At 72.8% G+C, this 15877-nt stretch carries 16 protein-coding genes; 6 read left to right on the top strand and 10 right to left on the bottom strand.

From position 1 onward, the window contains the following. Positions 1–84: 84 nt before the first annotated feature. The 3 genes from AQJ58_RS19460 to AQJ58_RS19450 all read right to left on the bottom strand — a co-directional run bounded on the left by AQJ58_RS19460 (position 85) and on the right by AQJ58_RS19450 (position 2607). Positions 85–1089, bottom strand: a complete 1005-nt coding sequence (locus AQJ58_RS19460; RefSeq protein ID WP_067251725.1) for an ABC transporter permease — start codon at positions 1087–1089, stop codon at positions 85–87. Between the two features lie 103 nt (positions 1090–1192). Then, entirely contained in the window at positions 1193–2188 is a 996-nt protein-coding gene (locus AQJ58_RS19455; RefSeq protein WP_067251723.1) for an ABC transporter ATP-binding protein, read from the bottom strand. Further along, positions 2185–2607 (bottom strand): GntR family transcriptional regulator, encoded by a 423-nt coding sequence (locus AQJ58_RS19450; protein ID WP_067251879.1) that lies wholly within the window; start codon positions 2605–2607, stop codon positions 2185–2187. Before AQJ58_RS19450 ends, AQJ58_RS19455 begins: the two co-directional genes overlap by 4 nt. 252 nt (positions 2608–2859) lie before the next feature. On the opposite strand from AQJ58_RS19450, the gene AQJ58_RS19445 reads away from it, so the two are divergent. The 5 genes from AQJ58_RS19445 (at position 2860) to AQJ58_RS19425 (ending at position 7680) form a co-directional block, all read left to right on the top strand. Then, positions 2860–3402 carry an RNA polymerase sigma factor gene (locus tag AQJ58_RS19445; protein ID WP_067251722.1) on the top strand — a complete coding sequence of 181 codons (543 nt, stop codon included), beginning with the start codon at positions 2860–2862 and terminating at the stop codon, positions 3400–3402. A gap of 94 nt (positions 3403–3496) precedes the next feature. Further along, on the top strand, positions 3497–4339 hold the full coding sequence (locus AQJ58_RS19440) for an anti-sigma factor family protein (protein ID WP_067251720.1): 843 nt from the start codon (positions 3497–3499) through the stop codon (positions 4337–4339). A gap of 94 nt (positions 4340–4433) precedes the next feature. Continuing rightward, complete coding sequence (locus tag AQJ58_RS19435; protein WP_234360100.1) at positions 4434–5315, top strand: ABC transporter ATP-binding protein; 882 nt, start codon at positions 4434–4436, stop codon at positions 5313–5315. After that, the gene (locus AQJ58_RS19430) at positions 5312–6913 is read left to right on the top strand and encodes an ABC transporter (protein ID WP_067251718.1); all 1602 of its coding nucleotides are present in this window, start codon (positions 5312–5314) and stop codon (positions 6911–6913) included. Before AQJ58_RS19435 ends, AQJ58_RS19430 begins: the two co-directional genes overlap by 4 nt. Next, positions 6901–7680 carry an ABC transporter gene (locus AQJ58_RS19425; RefSeq protein WP_199844617.1) on the top strand — a complete coding sequence of 260 codons (780 nt, stop codon included), beginning with the start codon at positions 6901–6903 and terminating at the stop codon, positions 7678–7680. Before AQJ58_RS19430 ends, AQJ58_RS19425 begins: the two co-directional genes overlap by 13 nt. Here AQJ58_RS19425 and AQJ58_RS19420 read toward each other — a convergent pair. Then, the gene (locus AQJ58_RS19420; RefSeq protein WP_067251717.1) at positions 7628–7993 is read right to left on the bottom strand and encodes a nuclear transport factor 2 family protein; all 366 of its coding nucleotides are present in this window, start codon (positions 7991–7993) and stop codon (positions 7628–7630) included. The genes AQJ58_RS19425 and AQJ58_RS19420 overlap by 53 nt on opposite strands. Continuing rightward, on the bottom strand, positions 7990–8916 hold the full coding sequence (gene mshD / locus AQJ58_RS19415; protein WP_067251715.1) for a mycothiol synthase: 927 nt from the start codon (positions 8914–8916) through the stop codon (positions 7990–7992). Before mshD ends, AQJ58_RS19420 begins: the two co-directional genes overlap by 4 nt. Positions 8917–9071: 155 nt before the next feature. Here mshD and AQJ58_RS19410 point away from each other — a divergent pair, with 155 nt between their 5' ends. Continuing rightward, the gene (locus AQJ58_RS19410) at positions 9072–10874 is read left to right on the top strand and encodes a bifunctional metallophosphatase/5'-nucleotidase (protein ID WP_067251714.1); all 1803 of its coding nucleotides are present in this window, start codon (positions 9072–9074) and stop codon (positions 10872–10874) included. An 86-nt stretch (positions 10875–10960) separates the two neighbouring features. Here AQJ58_RS19410 and AQJ58_RS19405 read toward each other — a convergent pair whose 3' ends face one another. The 5 genes from AQJ58_RS19405 to AQJ58_RS19385 all read right to left on the bottom strand — a co-directional run bounded on the left by AQJ58_RS19405 (position 10961) and on the right by AQJ58_RS19385 (position 15832). Beyond that, positions 10961–12415 (bottom strand): HAMP domain-containing sensor histidine kinase, encoded by a 1455-nt coding sequence (locus AQJ58_RS19405; RefSeq protein ID WP_067251713.1) that lies wholly within the window; start codon positions 12413–12415, stop codon positions 10961–10963. Next, positions 12412–13149 (bottom strand): response regulator transcription factor, encoded by a 738-nt coding sequence (locus AQJ58_RS19400; protein WP_067251711.1) that lies wholly within the window; start codon positions 13147–13149, stop codon positions 12412–12414. The genes AQJ58_RS19405 and AQJ58_RS19400 overlap by 4 nt, the downstream gene beginning before the upstream one ends. Positions 13150–13244: 95 nt before the next feature. After that, positions 13245–13460, bottom strand: a complete 216-nt coding sequence (locus AQJ58_RS19395) for a hypothetical protein (RefSeq protein ID WP_067251710.1) — start codon at positions 13458–13460, stop codon at positions 13245–13247. Positions 13461–13490: 30 nt separating this feature from the next. Continuing rightward, complete coding sequence (locus tag AQJ58_RS19390) at positions 13491–14666, bottom strand: S1C family serine protease (RefSeq protein ID WP_067251708.1); 1176 nt, start codon at positions 14664–14666, stop codon at positions 13491–13493. 143 nt (positions 14667–14809) lie between these two features. After that, entirely contained in the window at positions 14810–15832 is a 1023-nt protein-coding gene (locus AQJ58_RS19385) for a LacI family DNA-binding transcriptional regulator (protein WP_067251706.1), read from the bottom strand. Between the last annotated feature and the right edge of the window lie 45 nt (positions 15833–15877).

Raw genomic sequence — 15877 nt, 5'->3', positions numbered from 1 at the left:
GTTGGGTGCGGTGACGGGGTGCGTACGGCCGTCTCCCCCGCGGAGGGGCGTACGCACCCCGGGCTCACCCGGGCCGCCGCCGGTTCAGGCCGTGCGGCGGCGTACCAGCCGGTAGACGGCCACGGTGGCGAGGACGGTGACGGCGAGCACGATCCCGGTCTCCAGGAGCTGGATCGGCCAGTAGTGGGATTCGGGGTGGTAGGAGGCGTAGTAGCCGGTGAGGCCCTGCTCGTCGACGCAGCGCCGCATCTCGGCGGCGCTGCCGTCGCACCGCCAGGACGCGAAGTTCGCGACCCGCCGGCCGTGGATCAGCGCGCCGTTCTCCACCTGCCATGCGGCGTCGGGGATGTGGGGGTGGCCGTTCGTCGTCGAGGTGCTGGTCACCGTGGGCCACAGCCGGGCGCGGTACAGCGAGATGCCGAAGGAGAGTGCCCAGGTCGTACCGGTGGCGGCGGCGAGGGCGGGCAGCGCGCGGCGCAGCAGCAGCCCGGCGAGCGCGCCGATGGCGAGGGCGCACAGCACGTAGGCGACGGCCGCCGGGCCGCGGGCGGTGAACGCTTGGCCCATCCAGTCGTGGTAGAGGAGGTCCCGGTTGCCGTCCCAGGCCCAGCGGAAGAGGAGGACCAGCGCGGTGGTGCTCGCGGTCAGCACCAGCGCGGGCACGGCGAGCTTGGCGGTGAGCCAGCGGACGGGGCTGATGCCCTGGGTCCACGCGAGGTGTGCGGTGCCGTTCTCCATCTCGCGGCCGATCAGCGAGCCGCCGGCGAAGGCGGCCACCACGAGCAACGAGTAACCGAGGCACAGACCGATCAGGTCCATGCCACTCATGAAGTACAACGTCGTCGTGTCGCAGAAGTCCTGGCCCACGCGGTCGCAGGCCTCCTGGGCGGCGCGCTCGTCGTCGGCGGTGACCGTGCCGAGCCACACCAGGCAGCCGCTCAGGCCGACGACGACGAGCGTCCAGACGACGAGCGCGGTGCGGTGCAGCCGCAGGACCGTACGGACGGTGCCCCAGGAGGCACCGGGCGACACGGCCTCGGTGGCGGGCTGCGGGGCGGCGCCGGTTCGCGGGCGGGCGACGGCGGTCATACGGCTGCCTCCTGAGCGGGGTAGGGCGAGCGGGCGGGTCGGGGAGTGCTGACGGTGCTGCCGGTGTCGGCAGTGGTCGCGGTGTTCACGGTGCTCTCCGTACTCACGCCAGGGCCTCCTCGGGGGCGGCCGGGGCGAGGGAGGCGGCGTCGGGGTTGCGCAGATAGGCGAGGAGGAGTTCCTCCAGGGAGGGCGCCGAGGTGCGCCAGTCGTCGGGGAGGCGGCCGGCGGGGCGGATCAGCGCGGTGACCTGGCGGCCGGTCACCCGGGACTCGACGACCGTGTGCGCGGAGAGGCCGGCGAGCCCGGCCACCGCCGTGCCCTCCACGCCTTCCGTGCCCTCCACGCCTTCCGTGCCCTCCACGCCTTCCGTGCCCTCCACGCCCTCCGTGGCCTCCACGCCCTCCGCCGTCGCGCTCACGCGCGCGTGGGCGGCCAGCAGCTCGTCGATCTCCCCGGCCAGCCGCACCCGGCCGCCGCCGACCAGCAGCAGATGGTCGCAGGAGTCCTCCAGCTCGGCGACGACGTGCGACGACATCATGATCGTCGTCCCGTGCTGTGCCGCCTGGGACATGAGGGCGCCCATCAGCTCGTGCCGGGCGAGCGGGTCGAGGTCGGCCATCGGCTCGTCCAGGAGCAGCAGCTCGGGCCGCTTGGCGAGGGCGAGCGCGAGGGCGACCCGGGTGCGCTGGCCGCCGGAGAGCGCGCGGATCCTGCGCCGGGGGTCGAGCTCGCCCGCGGCGACGATCCGCTCGGCGGCCGCGGCCTCCCAGCGGCCCGGGTTGAGGTGGGCGCCCATGCGCAGGGTCTCGGCGATCGTGAGCTGGGGGTGCAGCGGCTTGTCCTGGGCGACGTAGCCGACACGCGCGCGTGCGGACGCGGGGTCGGTGCCGAGGACGGTGACGGTGCCCTCGGTGGGGACCAGCAGCCCGGCGGCGAGGGAGAGGAGCGTGGACTTCCCGGCCCCGTTGGGCCCGACGACGGCGCAGACTCGTCCGGCGGGCAGCCGGAACGTGCAGTTCCGCAGTGCCCAGCCCCCGCCCCCGCGTCGGCCGAATCGCCTGCCGAGCGCGGTGGCCGTCATGGCGAGGTCGGTCATGAGGGGTCTCCTTGGGGGTGTGCGGGCTCCGTGCGAGCGGCCGGCGGGGCGAAGTGTTCATCGAGTACGGCGGTGAAGAGCGCGGCGACGTCCTCGCGGTCCAGGCCGGTGTCCCGGGCGCGTACGGCCCAGGCGTCCAGTTCGGTGCGCAGGGGCGAGTCGGCCGGGGCGGTGCTCAGGCCGCGCCGCACGAACGTGCCGAGCCCGCGTCGCGCCTCCACCAGCCCCTCGCGCTCCAGCTCGCGGTACGCCTTCAGCACGGTGTTCGGGTTGATGGCGGTCGCCTCGACGACCTCGCGGGCGGTGGGCAGCTTGTCCCCGGGCCGCAACACGCCGAGCCGCAGGGCCTGTTTGGTCTGCTGGACGATCTGGACGTAGGTGGCCACGCCGCTGTGCCGGTCGATGCGGTACTCGACCACGCGGATCACCCCCTTCCCTACTTTCACTAATTGAGTAGTGAAAGGGTGGTGGAAGGGAGGGGGGAAAGTCAAGATCGAGAAGGCTGCCGGTCCGCCCCGGGCGCTTCCGCCGGAGACCCAACTGCCCTTTCGCGGACCCGTGATCGGGACGAAAGGCCAGGTCGCGGCGGTGGGCGGCGGCGCGCCACGGCTCGAGGAAAATTCGTGGGCCGGACCGTGAACCGATCGGCGGGGCCGGACCGATGAGGGGATGTGAGCGAAACGAGAAGCGACGGGGAGCTGCTGCGGGCCATCGCGGCAGACGCGGACCGTCACGCCTTCGAGGAGCTGTACCGGCGGTTCGCGCCGTGGCTGACCGCGCGCATGCGCGGCCGCTGCGCCGACCCCGGGATAGTCGACGACGTCGTGCAGGAGACGTTCCTCGCGGTGTGGCGGGGCAGCGCCCGCTATCGCGAGGAGGGCGACGTGGCCGGCTGGCTGTGGCGCATCGCCGCGCGCCGGCTGGTCGACGCCCTGCGCGGCGACGGCGCGCGCGGCCGCCTGCGCCAGGTCCTGTCGCGCCTGCGCCACCGCGACGAGGCCTCGGCGGAGGAACGCGTGCTCGCGGGGGTGGAGCACGGGGACCTCGCCGGGGCCCTCACCCGCCTCTCACCGGAGCTGCGGGCCGTCCTCCAGGCCACCGTCATCGACGGACTCACCACCAGGGAGGCCGCGGTCCTGCTCGGCATCCCGCCCGGCACGGTCAAGACGCGGGCTCTGCGCGCCCGCAAGCAGTTGCGGGAGGCGCTGGCATGAGACGGATCGCGGACGACCGGGACGACCGCTCGGACGACGGTGCCGACCGGCACCTGCCGAGGGAGGCACAGGCATGACCGAGGGAGGCACAGGCATGACATGGCATGTGGCAGAGGACGATCTGCGGGCCTACGCCCTCGGCGAGTTGGCGCCACCCCTGCTGTGGTCCACCGACACGCACCTCACCCGGTGCGCGCAGTGCCGGGCCAGGCTCGCGGCCGGCACGGACCCCGTGGCGCTGGACTCCGCCTGGGAGCGGCTGGACGCCGAACTGGACGCGCCCCGGCCGAGCCTGACCGAGCGCCTGCTGGTGCGGATCGGCGTGGCCGACCACACCGCGCGGCTGCTCACGGCGACCCCGATACTGCGCCGCTCCTGGCTGCTGTCGGTGCTGTTCCTGCTGGTCATGACGGTGCTGGCGGTGCGGGTCGCGGACCTGCCCGGACTGTTCCTCGCGCTCGCCCCGCTGCTCCCGCTGGCCGGAGTCGCGCTGTCCTACGGCCCCGGACTCGACCCGACCTACGAGATGGCGGTCGTCGCCCCGCTGCACGGCTTCCGGCTGCTGATGATCCGCACCGTCGCGGTCCTCACCGCCGGCCTCGCGCTCAACGGACTGGCGACCCTCGCCCTGCCGGGGTACGGACTGCTGGCCCTGGCCTGGCTGCTGCCCGCCCTCGCCCTCACCACCACCGGCCTCGCCCTCTCCGCCCGGCTGGGCCCGGTCCTCGCGCCCGCGCTGGTCGGCGGCGCCTGGCTGACCCTGCTCGCCGTGCTGGAGACCCAGCCGCACACCGCGGGCCCCCTCGCCCCCTTCACCGCGGCCGGCCAGTCCGTCGCCGCCGGGCTGACGGTCGTCGGCGCCGTGCTGCTCTACCAGGCCCGGGACCGCTTCGACGCCCGCCCGCTGCGCGGCTTCGCGGACGGGGGCCCGGCATGAGCCCTGCCCGCACGCGCGGCGACCTCGCGGACCCGGCCCGCCGAGCGCCCGCCTCCCCGACCTCTCCCCCTTCCAGGACCTTCAGGAGCCCTGCGTGACCATCGACCCCCTGACCGAGCCCAGCACACTGCGGGCCGACGGGCTGGCGCTGCGGTTCGGCGGCACCCGTGCCCTCGACGGAGTCTCCCTCCGGCTGACGCGCGGCGTCACCGGGCTGCTCGGCCCCAACGGCGCCGGGAAGACCACCCTGCTGCGGGTGCTGGCCACGGCCGTACCGGCCGACGACGGCCGGTTCACCGCCCTCGGTCACGACCCCCGTACCGCCGCCGGCCGCCTCGCCCTGCGCCGCGAGCTCGGCTATCTGCCCCAGACCCCCGGCTTCCACCCGGACTTCACGGCCTTCGAGTTCGTCGACTACGTGGCGATCCTCAAGGAGCTGACCGACCGGGGGGCCCGGCACCGCGAGGTCCGCCGTGTCCTCGACGCCGTCGACCTCTCCGACGTGCGCGGCAAGCGTCTCAAGCGGCTCTCCGGCGGGATGCGCCAGCGGGTCGCCCTGGCCGCCGCGCTGGTCGGCGACCCCGGATTCCTCGTCCTGGACGAGCCGACCGTCGGCCTGGACCCCGAGCAGCGCATGCGCTTCCGGGACTTGATCGCCCAGGCCGGCGAGGGCCGCACGGTCCTGCTGTCCACCCACCAGACCGAGGACGTGGCGATGCTCTGCCACCGTGTCGTCGTCCTCGCCGCCGGCCGGGTCCGCTTCGAGGGCACCCCCGCCGAGCTGACCGCCCGCGCGGCGGGCCGGGTCTGGAGCAGCGCGGAACGCGCGGCGGGCGCACTGGCCGGCTGGCGCACCGGGGCGGGCACCTTCCGCAACATCGGCGACCCGCCCCCCGGCGCCGATCTGCTCGAACCCACCCTGGAGGACGGCTATCTGCTGGCCCTGGACGGCGAGAGCGCGGAGGTGACGGCATGAGCCCCGCCCCCGCCGCCCCCGACGCCCCGGTCACCCCGGCCGGCCCCCCGGCCGCGCCCCTCGACGAGGCGCCCCCCAGCGGCTCCGGGCAGCCCGACGAGCGCCGCCGCTTCGGCGCGGTCCTCGCCCTGGCCCGCTTCGAGACGCGCGATCTGCTGACGCAGGTCCAGATCCTGTTCTTCTTCGCCCTGTGCCTCGTCCTCGTCGTCGTGCAGATGGTGCGGCAGGAGGGCATGGACGACTACCCGATCCTCACCATGGTGGACCGGGAGACCCAGGCGGTGTCGCCGCTGTTCGCGCTCGCGGTGCTCGTCTGCGCGAACGCGGCCGCGCTGCGGTCCCGCAAGCACGGCACCGGCCATCAGCTCGACGTCCTGGCCATGGACCCGTGGCGGCGCACCCTCGCCCACATCCTGTCCGTGGTGCCCTTCGCGGCGCTCACCGCGCTGCTCGCCCTCGCGCAGTACCTGCGGGAGGCGCTCAAGCCGGGTGCGATCGGCCACGGCTCGCTCGGTGAGCTCGCGGTGGGGCCGCTGACCGTCCTGCTGGCCGGGGTCGTGGGGGTGCTGCTGGCCCGTCTGCTGCCCCTGTCCTTCGCGCCCATACTGTTCGTCATCGTCTTCTACCTGGCCCTCGTCATCGCCGCCGACCTCGCCGACCAGGGCAAGGGCTGGGCCTGGCAGTGGCTCAGCCCGTTCTCCCTGGACTCCCTGCCCAGCGGCGACCCCGTCCCCTCCGACCTGCTCGGCCGCCCCGCCGCCTGGCACGCCCTCTACCTGCTCGGTCTGTGCGCCGTGGTGGCCTGCGCGGCCCTGCTCCTGTCCGGCGGCCGCACCCGTGCCGTCAAGGCGGCCACGGCTCTCGCCCTGGTGACCACCGCGGTCGGTGTGATCGGCCAGGCACCCCGGGACACGGCAGCTCTGGAGGCGGCCCGCAAGGTGGCGACCGAGACGCCGCAGAAGGTGCAGTCCTGCACCGAGTACGACGGCTCGACGTACTGCTCCTTCCCCGAGTGGAACGGGGTACGGGACGACTGGGCCGGTGTGGTCCGGCGCGTGCGGTCCCAGGCGGGCGGCACCGCCGCGACGAGACCGCTGACGATCCGCCAGCGCATCGACCTCAGCGGCGGCGTGGAACAGGACAGCTCCCTCTCCGCCCTCACCACGCCCGACGAGGTCACGGTCGGCACACACTGGGGCGGCAACCGCGTCCCGGAGTTCGCGGTCGGTGTCGCCTCCGTCCTCGTGGCCGGCAGGGAGGACGTGACGAGCGGGCAGCTCTGCGGCGACGCCCGCGCGGTGACGATCATGTGGCTGGCGCTGGGCGCGGACCCCGACCCGCTCGCCACCTTCCGTGACGTCCGGCTCGACGACAGCGACCACGGCTCCGCGGTGATCCTCGCCCCGACCAACGGCTTCTCCCTGGGGGCGGACCAGACGAAGGTCGTCCGGGAGCTCCTGGACCGCCCGCGGGCCGCGATCACCGAGCGGGTCAAGGCCCACTGGACGGAGCTGACGTCCGCGTCGACGACGACGGTCCGGGCCGCCGAACTGCTGGGCGTCCCGGCCCCGAAGGAGGCCGACAAATGCGAGGAGTAGAGGAGACCGGGGGAATGAAGGACGACGGCGCGAAGGCCCGGGCGGACGAGGCCGTCAAGGCGACGGCGGACGCGAGCAGCCGGCCCACCGCGGCCCTGCTGCGCCCGCTGCTGGTGCCGGTCTGGCGCACCCTGCCCCGGCGGGCCCTGACGATCGCCGGCGCGGTGGGCCTGCTGCTCGCGGCGAGCACCCGCCTCCCCGACCACGCCCCGGGTGCCGAGCCGGGCCTGGCCGTCCTGCGCCTCACGGCACTCTCCGGCGCCCTGGGCCTGGCCTTCCTCCTGGACGACCCGGCCCGCAACACCAGCGCGACCACTCCGGTCGCCCGCCCGCTGCGGACGGTCCTGCGCCTGGCGATGGTGCTCCCGCTGACCGCCCTGTGGTGGACGACGGCCCTCCTCCTCGTGCCGTCGCCGACCCGCCCCCCGCTCCTCCCGGTCACCCTCCAGGCGGCGGCGACGACCGCGGCCGCCCTGGCCCTCGCCACGCTCGCCGTCCGATTCTCGGACTCCCCCGAGGTGGGCAGGAGCACGGCGATATGCCTGCTCACGGCATCCGCGGTGGCCGTCCTGACCCCCAACCGCTGGGGCCTGCTCGCCACTCCGTCCGACCCCTGGTGGGAGCCGACGCAGCTGCGATGGGCGTCGGTCCTGGCGGTGACGCTGGCGGTGTGCGCGCTGTGGACCCGGGAACCGCTCGGCCCGGGGCGGGCGCTCAGGCGGCCGGGGTCCCCTGGTGGAAGTACATTCGCCAGCCCGTCGCGGTAAGACGCCACAGGGAGCTGCGCCACACCCGGCGGCCCCGGTGGTCGGAGAGGTAGGTGAGATGCACGAGACCCGGAGCGAGAAGGGTCCCGGTCATCTCATCGACCTCGACCGGAGCCTCGGCGGAGACATCCCCGTCACCGGTCACGGCGAGGATCGTCTCCACGTCCCACCGGCGCCCGGAGGACCCGATCTCCTCGAACTCCGGATCCAGCAGCGCCAGCACCCGCTCGCGGGAGGCACGCACCTCGGGATCGAGCAGCGTCAGCTCGCCCCCGATGGCCGCCCGCACCGCCTCCTCCTGATCGTCCGTCACGTCTCCGTCCGGTACATCAGGTCCGTCTCGTGGGTGACGAAGCCCAGACCCTCGTACACCGCCACCGCCGCCTTGTTGTCGGCGTCGACGTACAGCATGGCCGTGGGCAGTCCCTGGGCCGCGAGGTGCCGCAGGCCGATCGTGGTGAGGGACTTGCCGAGACCGCCGCCCTGGGCTCCGGGGGCGACGCCGAGGACGTACACCTCGCCGAGCTGTTCCTCGGCGTGGACCTTGGTCCAGTGGAAGCCGATGAGTTCGTCGCCGCGGAAGGCGAGGAAGAAGCCGGCGGGGTCGAACCAGGGCTGGGCCTTGCGGTCGTCGAGGTCGCGCTGGACCAGCGATCCCTGCTCGGGGTGGTGGGCGAAGGCCGCGGCGTTGACGGCGAGCCAGGCGGCGTCGTCCCGGCCGGGCTCGAAGGTGCGGACGGTGACCCCGTCGGGCAGCACCGGCTCGGGCAGCGCGAGGTCGCCCAACGGCCGCCGCAGCTGACGCAGTTCACGGAACAGGGTCAGCCCGAGGACCTGGGCGAGATGGCGGGCGGCGGAGTGCCCGCCGTGGGCCCACACCCGCAGCCGCTTGCCGGAGGCGGCGAGCAGCGCGGCGCCGAGGGCGCGGCCGTGGCCGTGGCCGCGGTGGGAGGGGTGGACGACCAGCTCGGCCGCCGGGGCCTCGATCGGGTCGGTGTCCTCCAGCTGGGCGTAGCCGACGAGTTGGCCGCCGACGGTGAGGACCAGATGGGAGACGCCTTCGCGGGGACCCCCGCGCAGTTGTAGCCGGCCCTGCTCGGACACCGCCTGCTGCCCGTCCGTGCGGAGGGCCTCCGCGAGCAGGTCGAGGACGGCATCGGTCTGTTCGGGGGAGAGCTCGACGAGGGTCTCGATGGATCGGGAGCCGTAGGGCCGTGCGATGTCGTCGCTGGTCATGCGTACGAGGGTAAGGGGAGGGCGCCGCAAAGTGGGGGCAAAGAGGAGGGCAAAGGGAAACCAGGATGTAACCCGGAACCCCCTGTCGCGCTACGCGCGTTGACCTTAGGCTGCGCCGGACGGCCACCTATCTCAGCCGATACACAGGGGGGCGCATGCCAGCCACTTCCCAGCCGGACCCGGGCCGCAGACGTCGTACGTACCGTCTGCTCGCGGCCGCTGCCACGCTCGCCACCACGGGTGCGCTGGCTGCGGCTCTTCCGGCGGACGCGCACGACGCACACCACGGCAAGCCGCTGCCGAGCCGCTACCAGGACGTGCAGCTGCTGTCGTTCAACGATCTGCACGGCAATCTGGAACCGCCGTCGGGCTCGTCCGGCCGGGTGACGGAGCTTCAGGCGGACGGCACGACGAAGACCATCGACGCGGGCGGTGTCGAGTACCTCGCCACCCATCTGCGCGAGGCCCGCAAGAACAACGCGTACTCCATCACCGCGGCCGGCGGTGACATGGTCGGCGCCTCCCCGCTGATCTCGGGTCTGTTCCACGACGAGCCCACCATCGAGGCGCTCAACAAGCTGGACCTGGACGTCACCTCCGTCGGCAACCACGAGTTCGACGAGGGCGCGAAGGAACTGGCCCGGCTCCAGCGCGGCGGCTGCCACCCCACGGCCGGCTGCTACACGGACAAGAGGTTCAAGGGCGCCGACTTCCCGTACCTGGCGGCCAACGTCCTGAGCGAGAAGACCGGCAAGCCGATCCTCGCGCCGTACTGGGTGTGGAAGAAGAAGGGCGTCAGGATCGGCTTCATCGGGGTGACCCTGGAGGACACCCCGGGCGTCGTCTCCGCCGACGGCGTCAAGGGCCTGAAGTTCAAGGACGAGGTCAAGACGATCAACAAGTACGCCAAGGTGCTCCAGAGCCAGGGCGTGCAGTCGATCGTGGCGCTGATCCACGAGGGCGGCCAGCCGGCGTCGGGCGCGTACAACTACAACTGCGACTCCCCGGGCGCAGGCGACGGCATCTCCGGCCCGATCGTGGACATCGCGAAGAACATCTCCCCGTCCGTGGACGCGCTGGTGACGGGCCACACTCACGCCGCGTACGTCTGCACGATCCCGGACCCGGCGGGCAACCCGCGCATGGTCACCTCGGCCGCCTCGTTCGGCCGCCTCTACACCGACACCACGCTGACGTACGACCGCTTCACCGGCGACATCGCGCGCACGTCCGTGAAGTCGGCGAACCACGTGGTCACCCGGACCGTCGCCAAGGCGCCGGACATGACCGAGCTGATCAGCAGGTGGAACACGCTCGCCGCCCCGATCGGCAACCGCGCCATCGGCTACATCTCGGCCGACGTGCCCAACACGGGCACCGAGTCCCCGATGGGTGACCTGATCGCGGACGCGCAGCTGGCGTACGGCAAGGGCCTCGACCCCGAGACCGACCTCGCGCTGATGAACCCGGGCGGCGTCCGGGCCGGCCTCACCTATGCGGCCAAGGGCAGCGAGGGCGACGGCGTGGTGACGTACGCCGAGGGCTTCACGGTCCAGCCGTTCTCCAACACCGTGAATCTCCAGGACTTCACCGGCGCCCAGCTGATCCAGATCCTCAAGGAGCAGGTCAGCGGTTCGAACGCGTCGGCGCCGAAGATCCTCCAGCCCTCGGCGAACCTGACGTACACGCTGGACCTGACGAAGAGCGGCGCCGACCGGGTCGTCACCGACTCCATCCGGCTGAACGGCGCGGCCGTCGACCCGTCGGCCACCTACCGCATCGCCACCAACAGCTTCCTCGCGGGCGGCGGCGACGGCTTCACCACCCTCGGCCAGGGCACGGGCGACCTCGTCGGCACGGACGACCTCGCAGCCCTGGAGCAGTACCTGACCGCCAACTCCTCGGCGACCAGCCCGATCACCCCGCCGACGGCGAACCGGATCACGATCGTGCGGTAGCCCACGGCTCATCCCCGGACGAGGCCGTCGCGTCATCGACGCGGCGGCCCGTTCAGCTCTCCCGGAGTACGGGGAAGTCCGTGGTCCTACGGTGTCTCCGGCACCTCGGGCGGAGGCATCGGCGCCCCCGGCAGCCGTACGGTGGCCACCGTGCCGCCGCCGCCGGCGCGGGCCAGCTCGACCCGGCCGCCCGCCTGCTCGACGGTGCGGGCCACGATGGACAGGCCGAGGCCGGAGCCGGGGAGGGCGCGGGCGCTGGGGGAGCGCCAGAAGCGGTCGAAGACGTACGGGAGTTCGTCCTCGGGGATACCGGGGCCGTGGTCGCGGACGGTCAGGACACCGCGACTGAGCTGGACGTCGATGGTGCCGCCCTCGGGGCTGAACTTCACCGCGTTGTCCAGGATGTTGACCACCGCCCGCTCCAGCGCGGCGGGCTCCGCCCGGGTGAACCAGGGCTCCAGGTGGGCGGTGATCGTCAGCTCGGGGCCGCGCAGCCGGGCCCGGCGCAGAGCCGCCTCGACCGTGTCCTCCAGGTCGACCACCTGGACGCGTTCACCGCGCTGGCCCTCCGAGCGGGACAGCTCCTGGAGGTCGCCGATGAGGGACGCCAGCTCCGTCACTTGCGCCTTGACACTCGCGAGCAGCGCCTTGCGGTCGGCGGCGGGGATCGGGCGGCCGGTCTCCTCGCTGCGGGTGAGCAGCTCGATGTTCGTCCGCAGGGACGTGAGCGGCGTCCGCAGCTCATGCCCGGCGTCCGCGATCAGCTGCTGCTGGAGCTCACGGGAGCTGGCGAGGGAGGCGGTCATCGAGTTGAAGGAACGGGAGAGCCGGGCGATCTCGTCGTCGGAGTCGTCCTCGACGGGGATGCGCGTGTTCAGATCGTCCGTGCGGGCCACGTGCTCGACGGCCTCGGTGAGCTTGTCGACGGGCCGGAGTCCGGCCCGGGCGACGGCGAGACCGGCGGCGCCGGCGCCGAGGACTCCGACGCCGGAGACGAGGAGGAGGATGAGGGCGAGGTCGTTGAGGGTGGACTTGGTGCCCGCCAGCGATACGGCGATGCTGATGGCGACGTAGGACTGCTCACCAGTGGCGGGGTCCTGGGCGGGTTGGGGGATGGTCATCACGCGCACCGGCGTACCGTCGTCGGCCGTGCCATTGCGGACTACCCCGCGCTTGGAAGCACCGTTCTTGATGACTTCCTTGTCCGCCTGAGTCACCTTGATCGCGCCGAGGGAGTCGTCCGTCACGCAGGCGGTCCCCTCCGACGTGACCACCTGGGTGTACAAGTTGCGGAACGGCCTCGGAGTCTGCGGAGTCTTCGTGCAGTCGATGAGCGCGTTCTGCATCTGCACCCAGTTCCCGGGCTTCATCCGGGCCGCCTGTTCCAGGTCCTCGTTCACCTGCTCGTACAGCTTCCCCTGCACGATGAACCAGCACGTCACCGAAACCGCCGCCACCGCGAACGCCACAGCGGCGGCGACCAGCATCGACAGCCGCGCCCGAATCGGCAGCGTCCGGAAGCGGCGGACCAGCTTGTTCACTCCGCGCCGCCCTGGCGCAGCACGTACCCCACACCCCGCACCGTGTGCACGAGCCGCGGTTCGCCGGCCGCCTCGGTCTTGCGGCGCAGGTACATCACGTACACGTCCAGGGAGTTGGAGGACGGCTCGAAGTCGAAGCCCCACACCGCCTTCAGGATCTGCTCCCGCGTGAGGACCTGCCGCGGGTGCGCCATGAACATCTCCAGCAGGGTGAACTCCGTGCGGGTCAGCTCGACGGGCCGCCCGGCCCGGGTGACCTCGCGGGTGGCGAGGTCCATGCGCAGGTCGGCGAAGGTGAGCGCCTCGTCCTCCTCCACGTCGGCCGCGCCGGCCGCCGCCGCGTAGGAGCTGCGCCGCAGCAGCGCGCGCACCCGGGCGAACAGCTCGTCCAGTTCGAACGGCTTGACCAGGTAGTCGTCGGCGCCCGCGTCGAGCCCGGTGACCCGGTCGCCGACCGTGTCACGGGCCGTGAGCATGAGGATGGGGGTCGTGTCGCCCGCGCCCCGGATGCGGCGCGCGGCCGTCAGGCCGTCCATGCGGGGCATCTGGATGTCGAGGACGACCAGGTCGGGGCGGTAGGCCGTCGCCTTGTCCAGGGCGTCGGCGCCGTCGACGGCGACCTCGGTGTCGTAGCCCTCGAAGGCGAGACTGCGCTGGAGTGCCTCACGCACCGCCGGCTCGTCGTCGACGATCAGGATGCGCTGGATGTCACGGTCGCCTTCGGCGGGGCTCATGGGCGTCGATCCTCGGGTGCGGTGGGTCGGACGGGGACGAGACCTTCAGCCTCGCACGCTTCCCGGTCCGTGCGGGAAGAGAGGGCGGCGGGGGATCAGCCGCGCACCGCGGTGAGGCGGTTCAGCGGAACCTTGCGGCGGTGCGGGCGGGTGGCGGGCGTGCGCAGGCCCATCAGCTGCGGCGCCGCCACCTCCGGGGCCCTTACGACCGTCTCCCGCACGGGCTCGTGCAGCTCGTACGCCACGCCGAGGGCCAGGGCGAGGTCGGCCGCGCCGACGCCGGTCACCGTGTGCGAAACCTGCTTGATCATGACGTGCTCCCTGAGTGGCCGGAGGGTGGATCAGCTGTCGGAACCGCCGGCCCGCAGGGTCGCGAGGTCGGCCTTGACGGTGTTGATCGGGATGGCGAAGCCGAGGCCGACGCTGCCGGCGTCCGAGGAGGAGGACGAGGCGGCGGAGTACATGGCGGAGTTGATGCCGACGATGTTGCCGTTCGCGTCGATGAGCGCGCCGCCGGAGTTGCCGGGGTTGAGCGAGGCGTCCGTCTGGAGCGCCTTGTAGGTGGTGGTCGAGGAGCCGGTGTCGCCGTTGAACTGCCGGCCGCCGAACTCGAACGGCCATCCGCCGCCGCCCTGCTGTTGCTGCTGGCCCTGGCTCTCGTCGGTGGAGACGGTCACGTCACGGTTGAGCGCGGAGACGATGCCGCTGGTCACCGTGCCGGTCAGGCCCTCGGGGGAGCCGATCGCCACGACCTGGTCGCCGACCTGGACCCCGTCGGAGTTGCCGAGGGTCGCCGCCTTCAGACCGGAGGCGTTCTCCAGCTTGATCAGCGCGAGGTCCTTCTTGCTGTCGGTGCCGACCACCTTCGCGGTGTAGCTCTTGCCGTCGCTGGTCCTCACCTTGATCGAGGAGGCGCCCGCGATGACGTGGTTGTTGGTGACGATCTCACCGTCACTGGTGATGATCACACCGGAGCCGGTGGAGGAGCCGTTGCTGAGGGTGGCGTTGACCTCGACCACGCTCGGGCTGACCGCGGCGGCGATCGAGGCGACGTTCCCGGTCTTGCTGGACGGCACCACGCTGGTCGTGGTGGAGGAGGAGACCACCTGGTCCTTGCCGGTCAGCTCCTGTATGCCGTACGCCGTGCCGCCTCCGATGGCCGCGGCGACGATCGCCACGGCGGCGAGCAGGGCCAGGGGACCGCGGGTGCGCTTCTTCCCGGGCTCCGGGGCGCCGGGCCCGGCCGCCGCGGGGGTGAGGAGAGCGGTTCCGCCGCCGTGGCCGTCCCCGCCGCCCGGCGCGGCCTGCGTCCGCCACACCGCGGTGGGCTCGACCACCGGCTGCGGCTGCGGCTGGTGGTGCTGCTGCGGCTGCTGGTACGCGCCCTGCTGCATCGGCTGGTACGCCGGCGGGGGCGGCCACTCCGGGTTGACGGGGGAGGAAGCGTGCTGCTGGGCGCCCCGGTGAGGGGTGTCGAAGTTCTCGTACTCGCCGCTGCGGCGGAAGCTCTCGGTCATGGAAAGAAGCTTGTCCCGTGACCATGAGAGCTTCCTGAGTGCTCCCTGAGAACGCCGCCAGAACCTCGTATGCCCGATATAAAGCCGGAACAGGCACCGGACGCGGGCCTCTCAGAGACCTCTCATACGGTGACGCCGTACGGTCAGGCGCAGCCGCACGAGCGGCGGGTCACCAGCCGGGACGGGAACTGCTTGAGGCGTTCGCGGCGGGAGCCCGCGATCCGCACCCCGTCGTCCAGGACCAGGTCCACGGCCGCGCGGGCCATCGCCGAGCGGTCCGATGCGATCGTTGTCATGGGCGGGTCAGCGAGGGCGGCTTCCTTGATGTCGTCGAAGCCGATGACGGCCAGCTCGCCCGGTACGTCGATGCGCAGCTCGCGGGCCGCGCGCAGCAGGCCGATCGCCTGGTCGTCGGTGGAGCAGAAGATCGCGGGCGGCCGGTCCGGGCCCGAGAGCAGGTCGAGGGCGACGCGGTAGGCGTCATAGCGGTTGTACGGCGCCTCGAAGAGCCGGCCCTCGGTGCTGAGCCCGGCCTCGGCCATGGCCTGCCGCCAGCCCTCGACGTGGTCGGAGACCGGGTCGCCGACGGAGGGGGTCTCGGCGGTGCCGCCCATGCAGGCGACGTACGCGCAGCCGTGCTCCAGGAGGTGACGGACGGCGATCCGGGCGCCGCCCAGGTCGTCGGTGACGACGGCGACGTCGTCGATGGCCTCGGGCCGCTCGTGCAGCAGGACCACCCGGGCGTCCCAGGCGTCGATCTCGGCCGCGGCCAGGTCGTTGAGCGCGTGGCTGACGAGGATCAGGCCGGAGACCCGCATCCCGAGGAACGCCCGCAGATAGTGGACCTCGCGCTCGGCGACGTAGTCGGTGTTGCCGACGAGGACCATCTTCCCGCGCTCGGAGGCGGCCTGCTCGACCGCGTGGGCCATCTCGCCGAAGAAGGGCTGGCGGGCGTCCGGGATGATCAGACCTATGAGGTCCGTGCGCCGGGACGCCATCGCCTGCGCGACCCGGTCGGGCCGGTAGCCCAGCTCCTTGATCGCGGCGAGGACGCGCTCGCGCGTGGCCGGGGCGACCGGCCGGGGTCCGTTGTTGATGACGTAGCTGACGACGGCGGTGGAGGTCCCCGCCAGTCGTGCGACGTCGTCCCGAGTCACCTTGGCCACGCGCGGAGTCTACGCGGATGGACCCGCTCTGGGCAGGGCGTACGT

This window comes from Streptomyces sp. DSM 15324 (genome assembly GCF_001514285.1).
Classification (GTDB): domain Bacteria; phylum Actinomycetota; class Actinomycetes; order Streptomycetales; family Streptomycetaceae; genus Streptomyces.
This window is presented reverse-complemented; position numbering and strand designations above follow the sequence as displayed.

Excerpts from the sequence above, each read along its gene's own strand:
- AQJ58_RS19425 (WP_199844617.1), top strand. The coding sequence starts at position 6,901 with ATGCGAGGAGTAGAGGAGACCGGGGGAATGAAGGACGACGGCGCGAAG.
- AQJ58_RS19440 (WP_067251720.1), top strand. The coding sequence starts at position 3,497 with ATGACATGGCATGTGGCAGAGGACGATCTGCGGGCCTACGCCCTCGGC.
- AQJ58_RS19395 (WP_067251710.1), bottom strand. The coding sequence starts at position 13,460 with ATGATCAAGCAGGTTTCGCACACGGTGACCGGCGTCGGCGCGGCCGAC.
- AQJ58_RS19400 (WP_067251711.1), bottom strand. The coding sequence starts at position 13,149 with ATGAGCCCCGCCGAAGGCGACCGTGACATCCAGCGCATCCTGATCGTC.
- AQJ58_RS19410 (WP_067251714.1), top strand. The coding sequence starts at position 9,072 with ATGCCAGCCACTTCCCAGCCGGACCCGGGCCGCAGACGTCGTACGTAC.
- AQJ58_RS19455 (WP_067251723.1), bottom strand. The coding sequence starts at position 2,188 with ATGACCGACCTCGCCATGACGGCCACCGCGCTCGGCAGGCGATTCGGC.
- AQJ58_RS19460 (WP_067251725.1), bottom strand. The coding sequence starts at position 1,089 with ATGACCGCCGTCGCCCGCCCGCGAACCGGCGCCGCCCCGCAGCCCGCC.
- mshD (WP_067251715.1), bottom strand. The coding sequence starts at position 8,916 with ATGACCAGCGACGACATCGCACGGCCCTACGGCTCCCGATCCATCGAG.
- AQJ58_RS19430 (WP_067251718.1), top strand. The coding sequence starts at position 5,312 with ATGAGCCCCGCCCCCGCCGCCCCCGACGCCCCGGTCACCCCGGCCGGC.
- AQJ58_RS19390 (WP_067251708.1), bottom strand. The coding sequence starts at position 14,666 with ATGACCGAGAGCTTCCGCCGCAGCGGCGAGTACGAGAACTTCGACACC.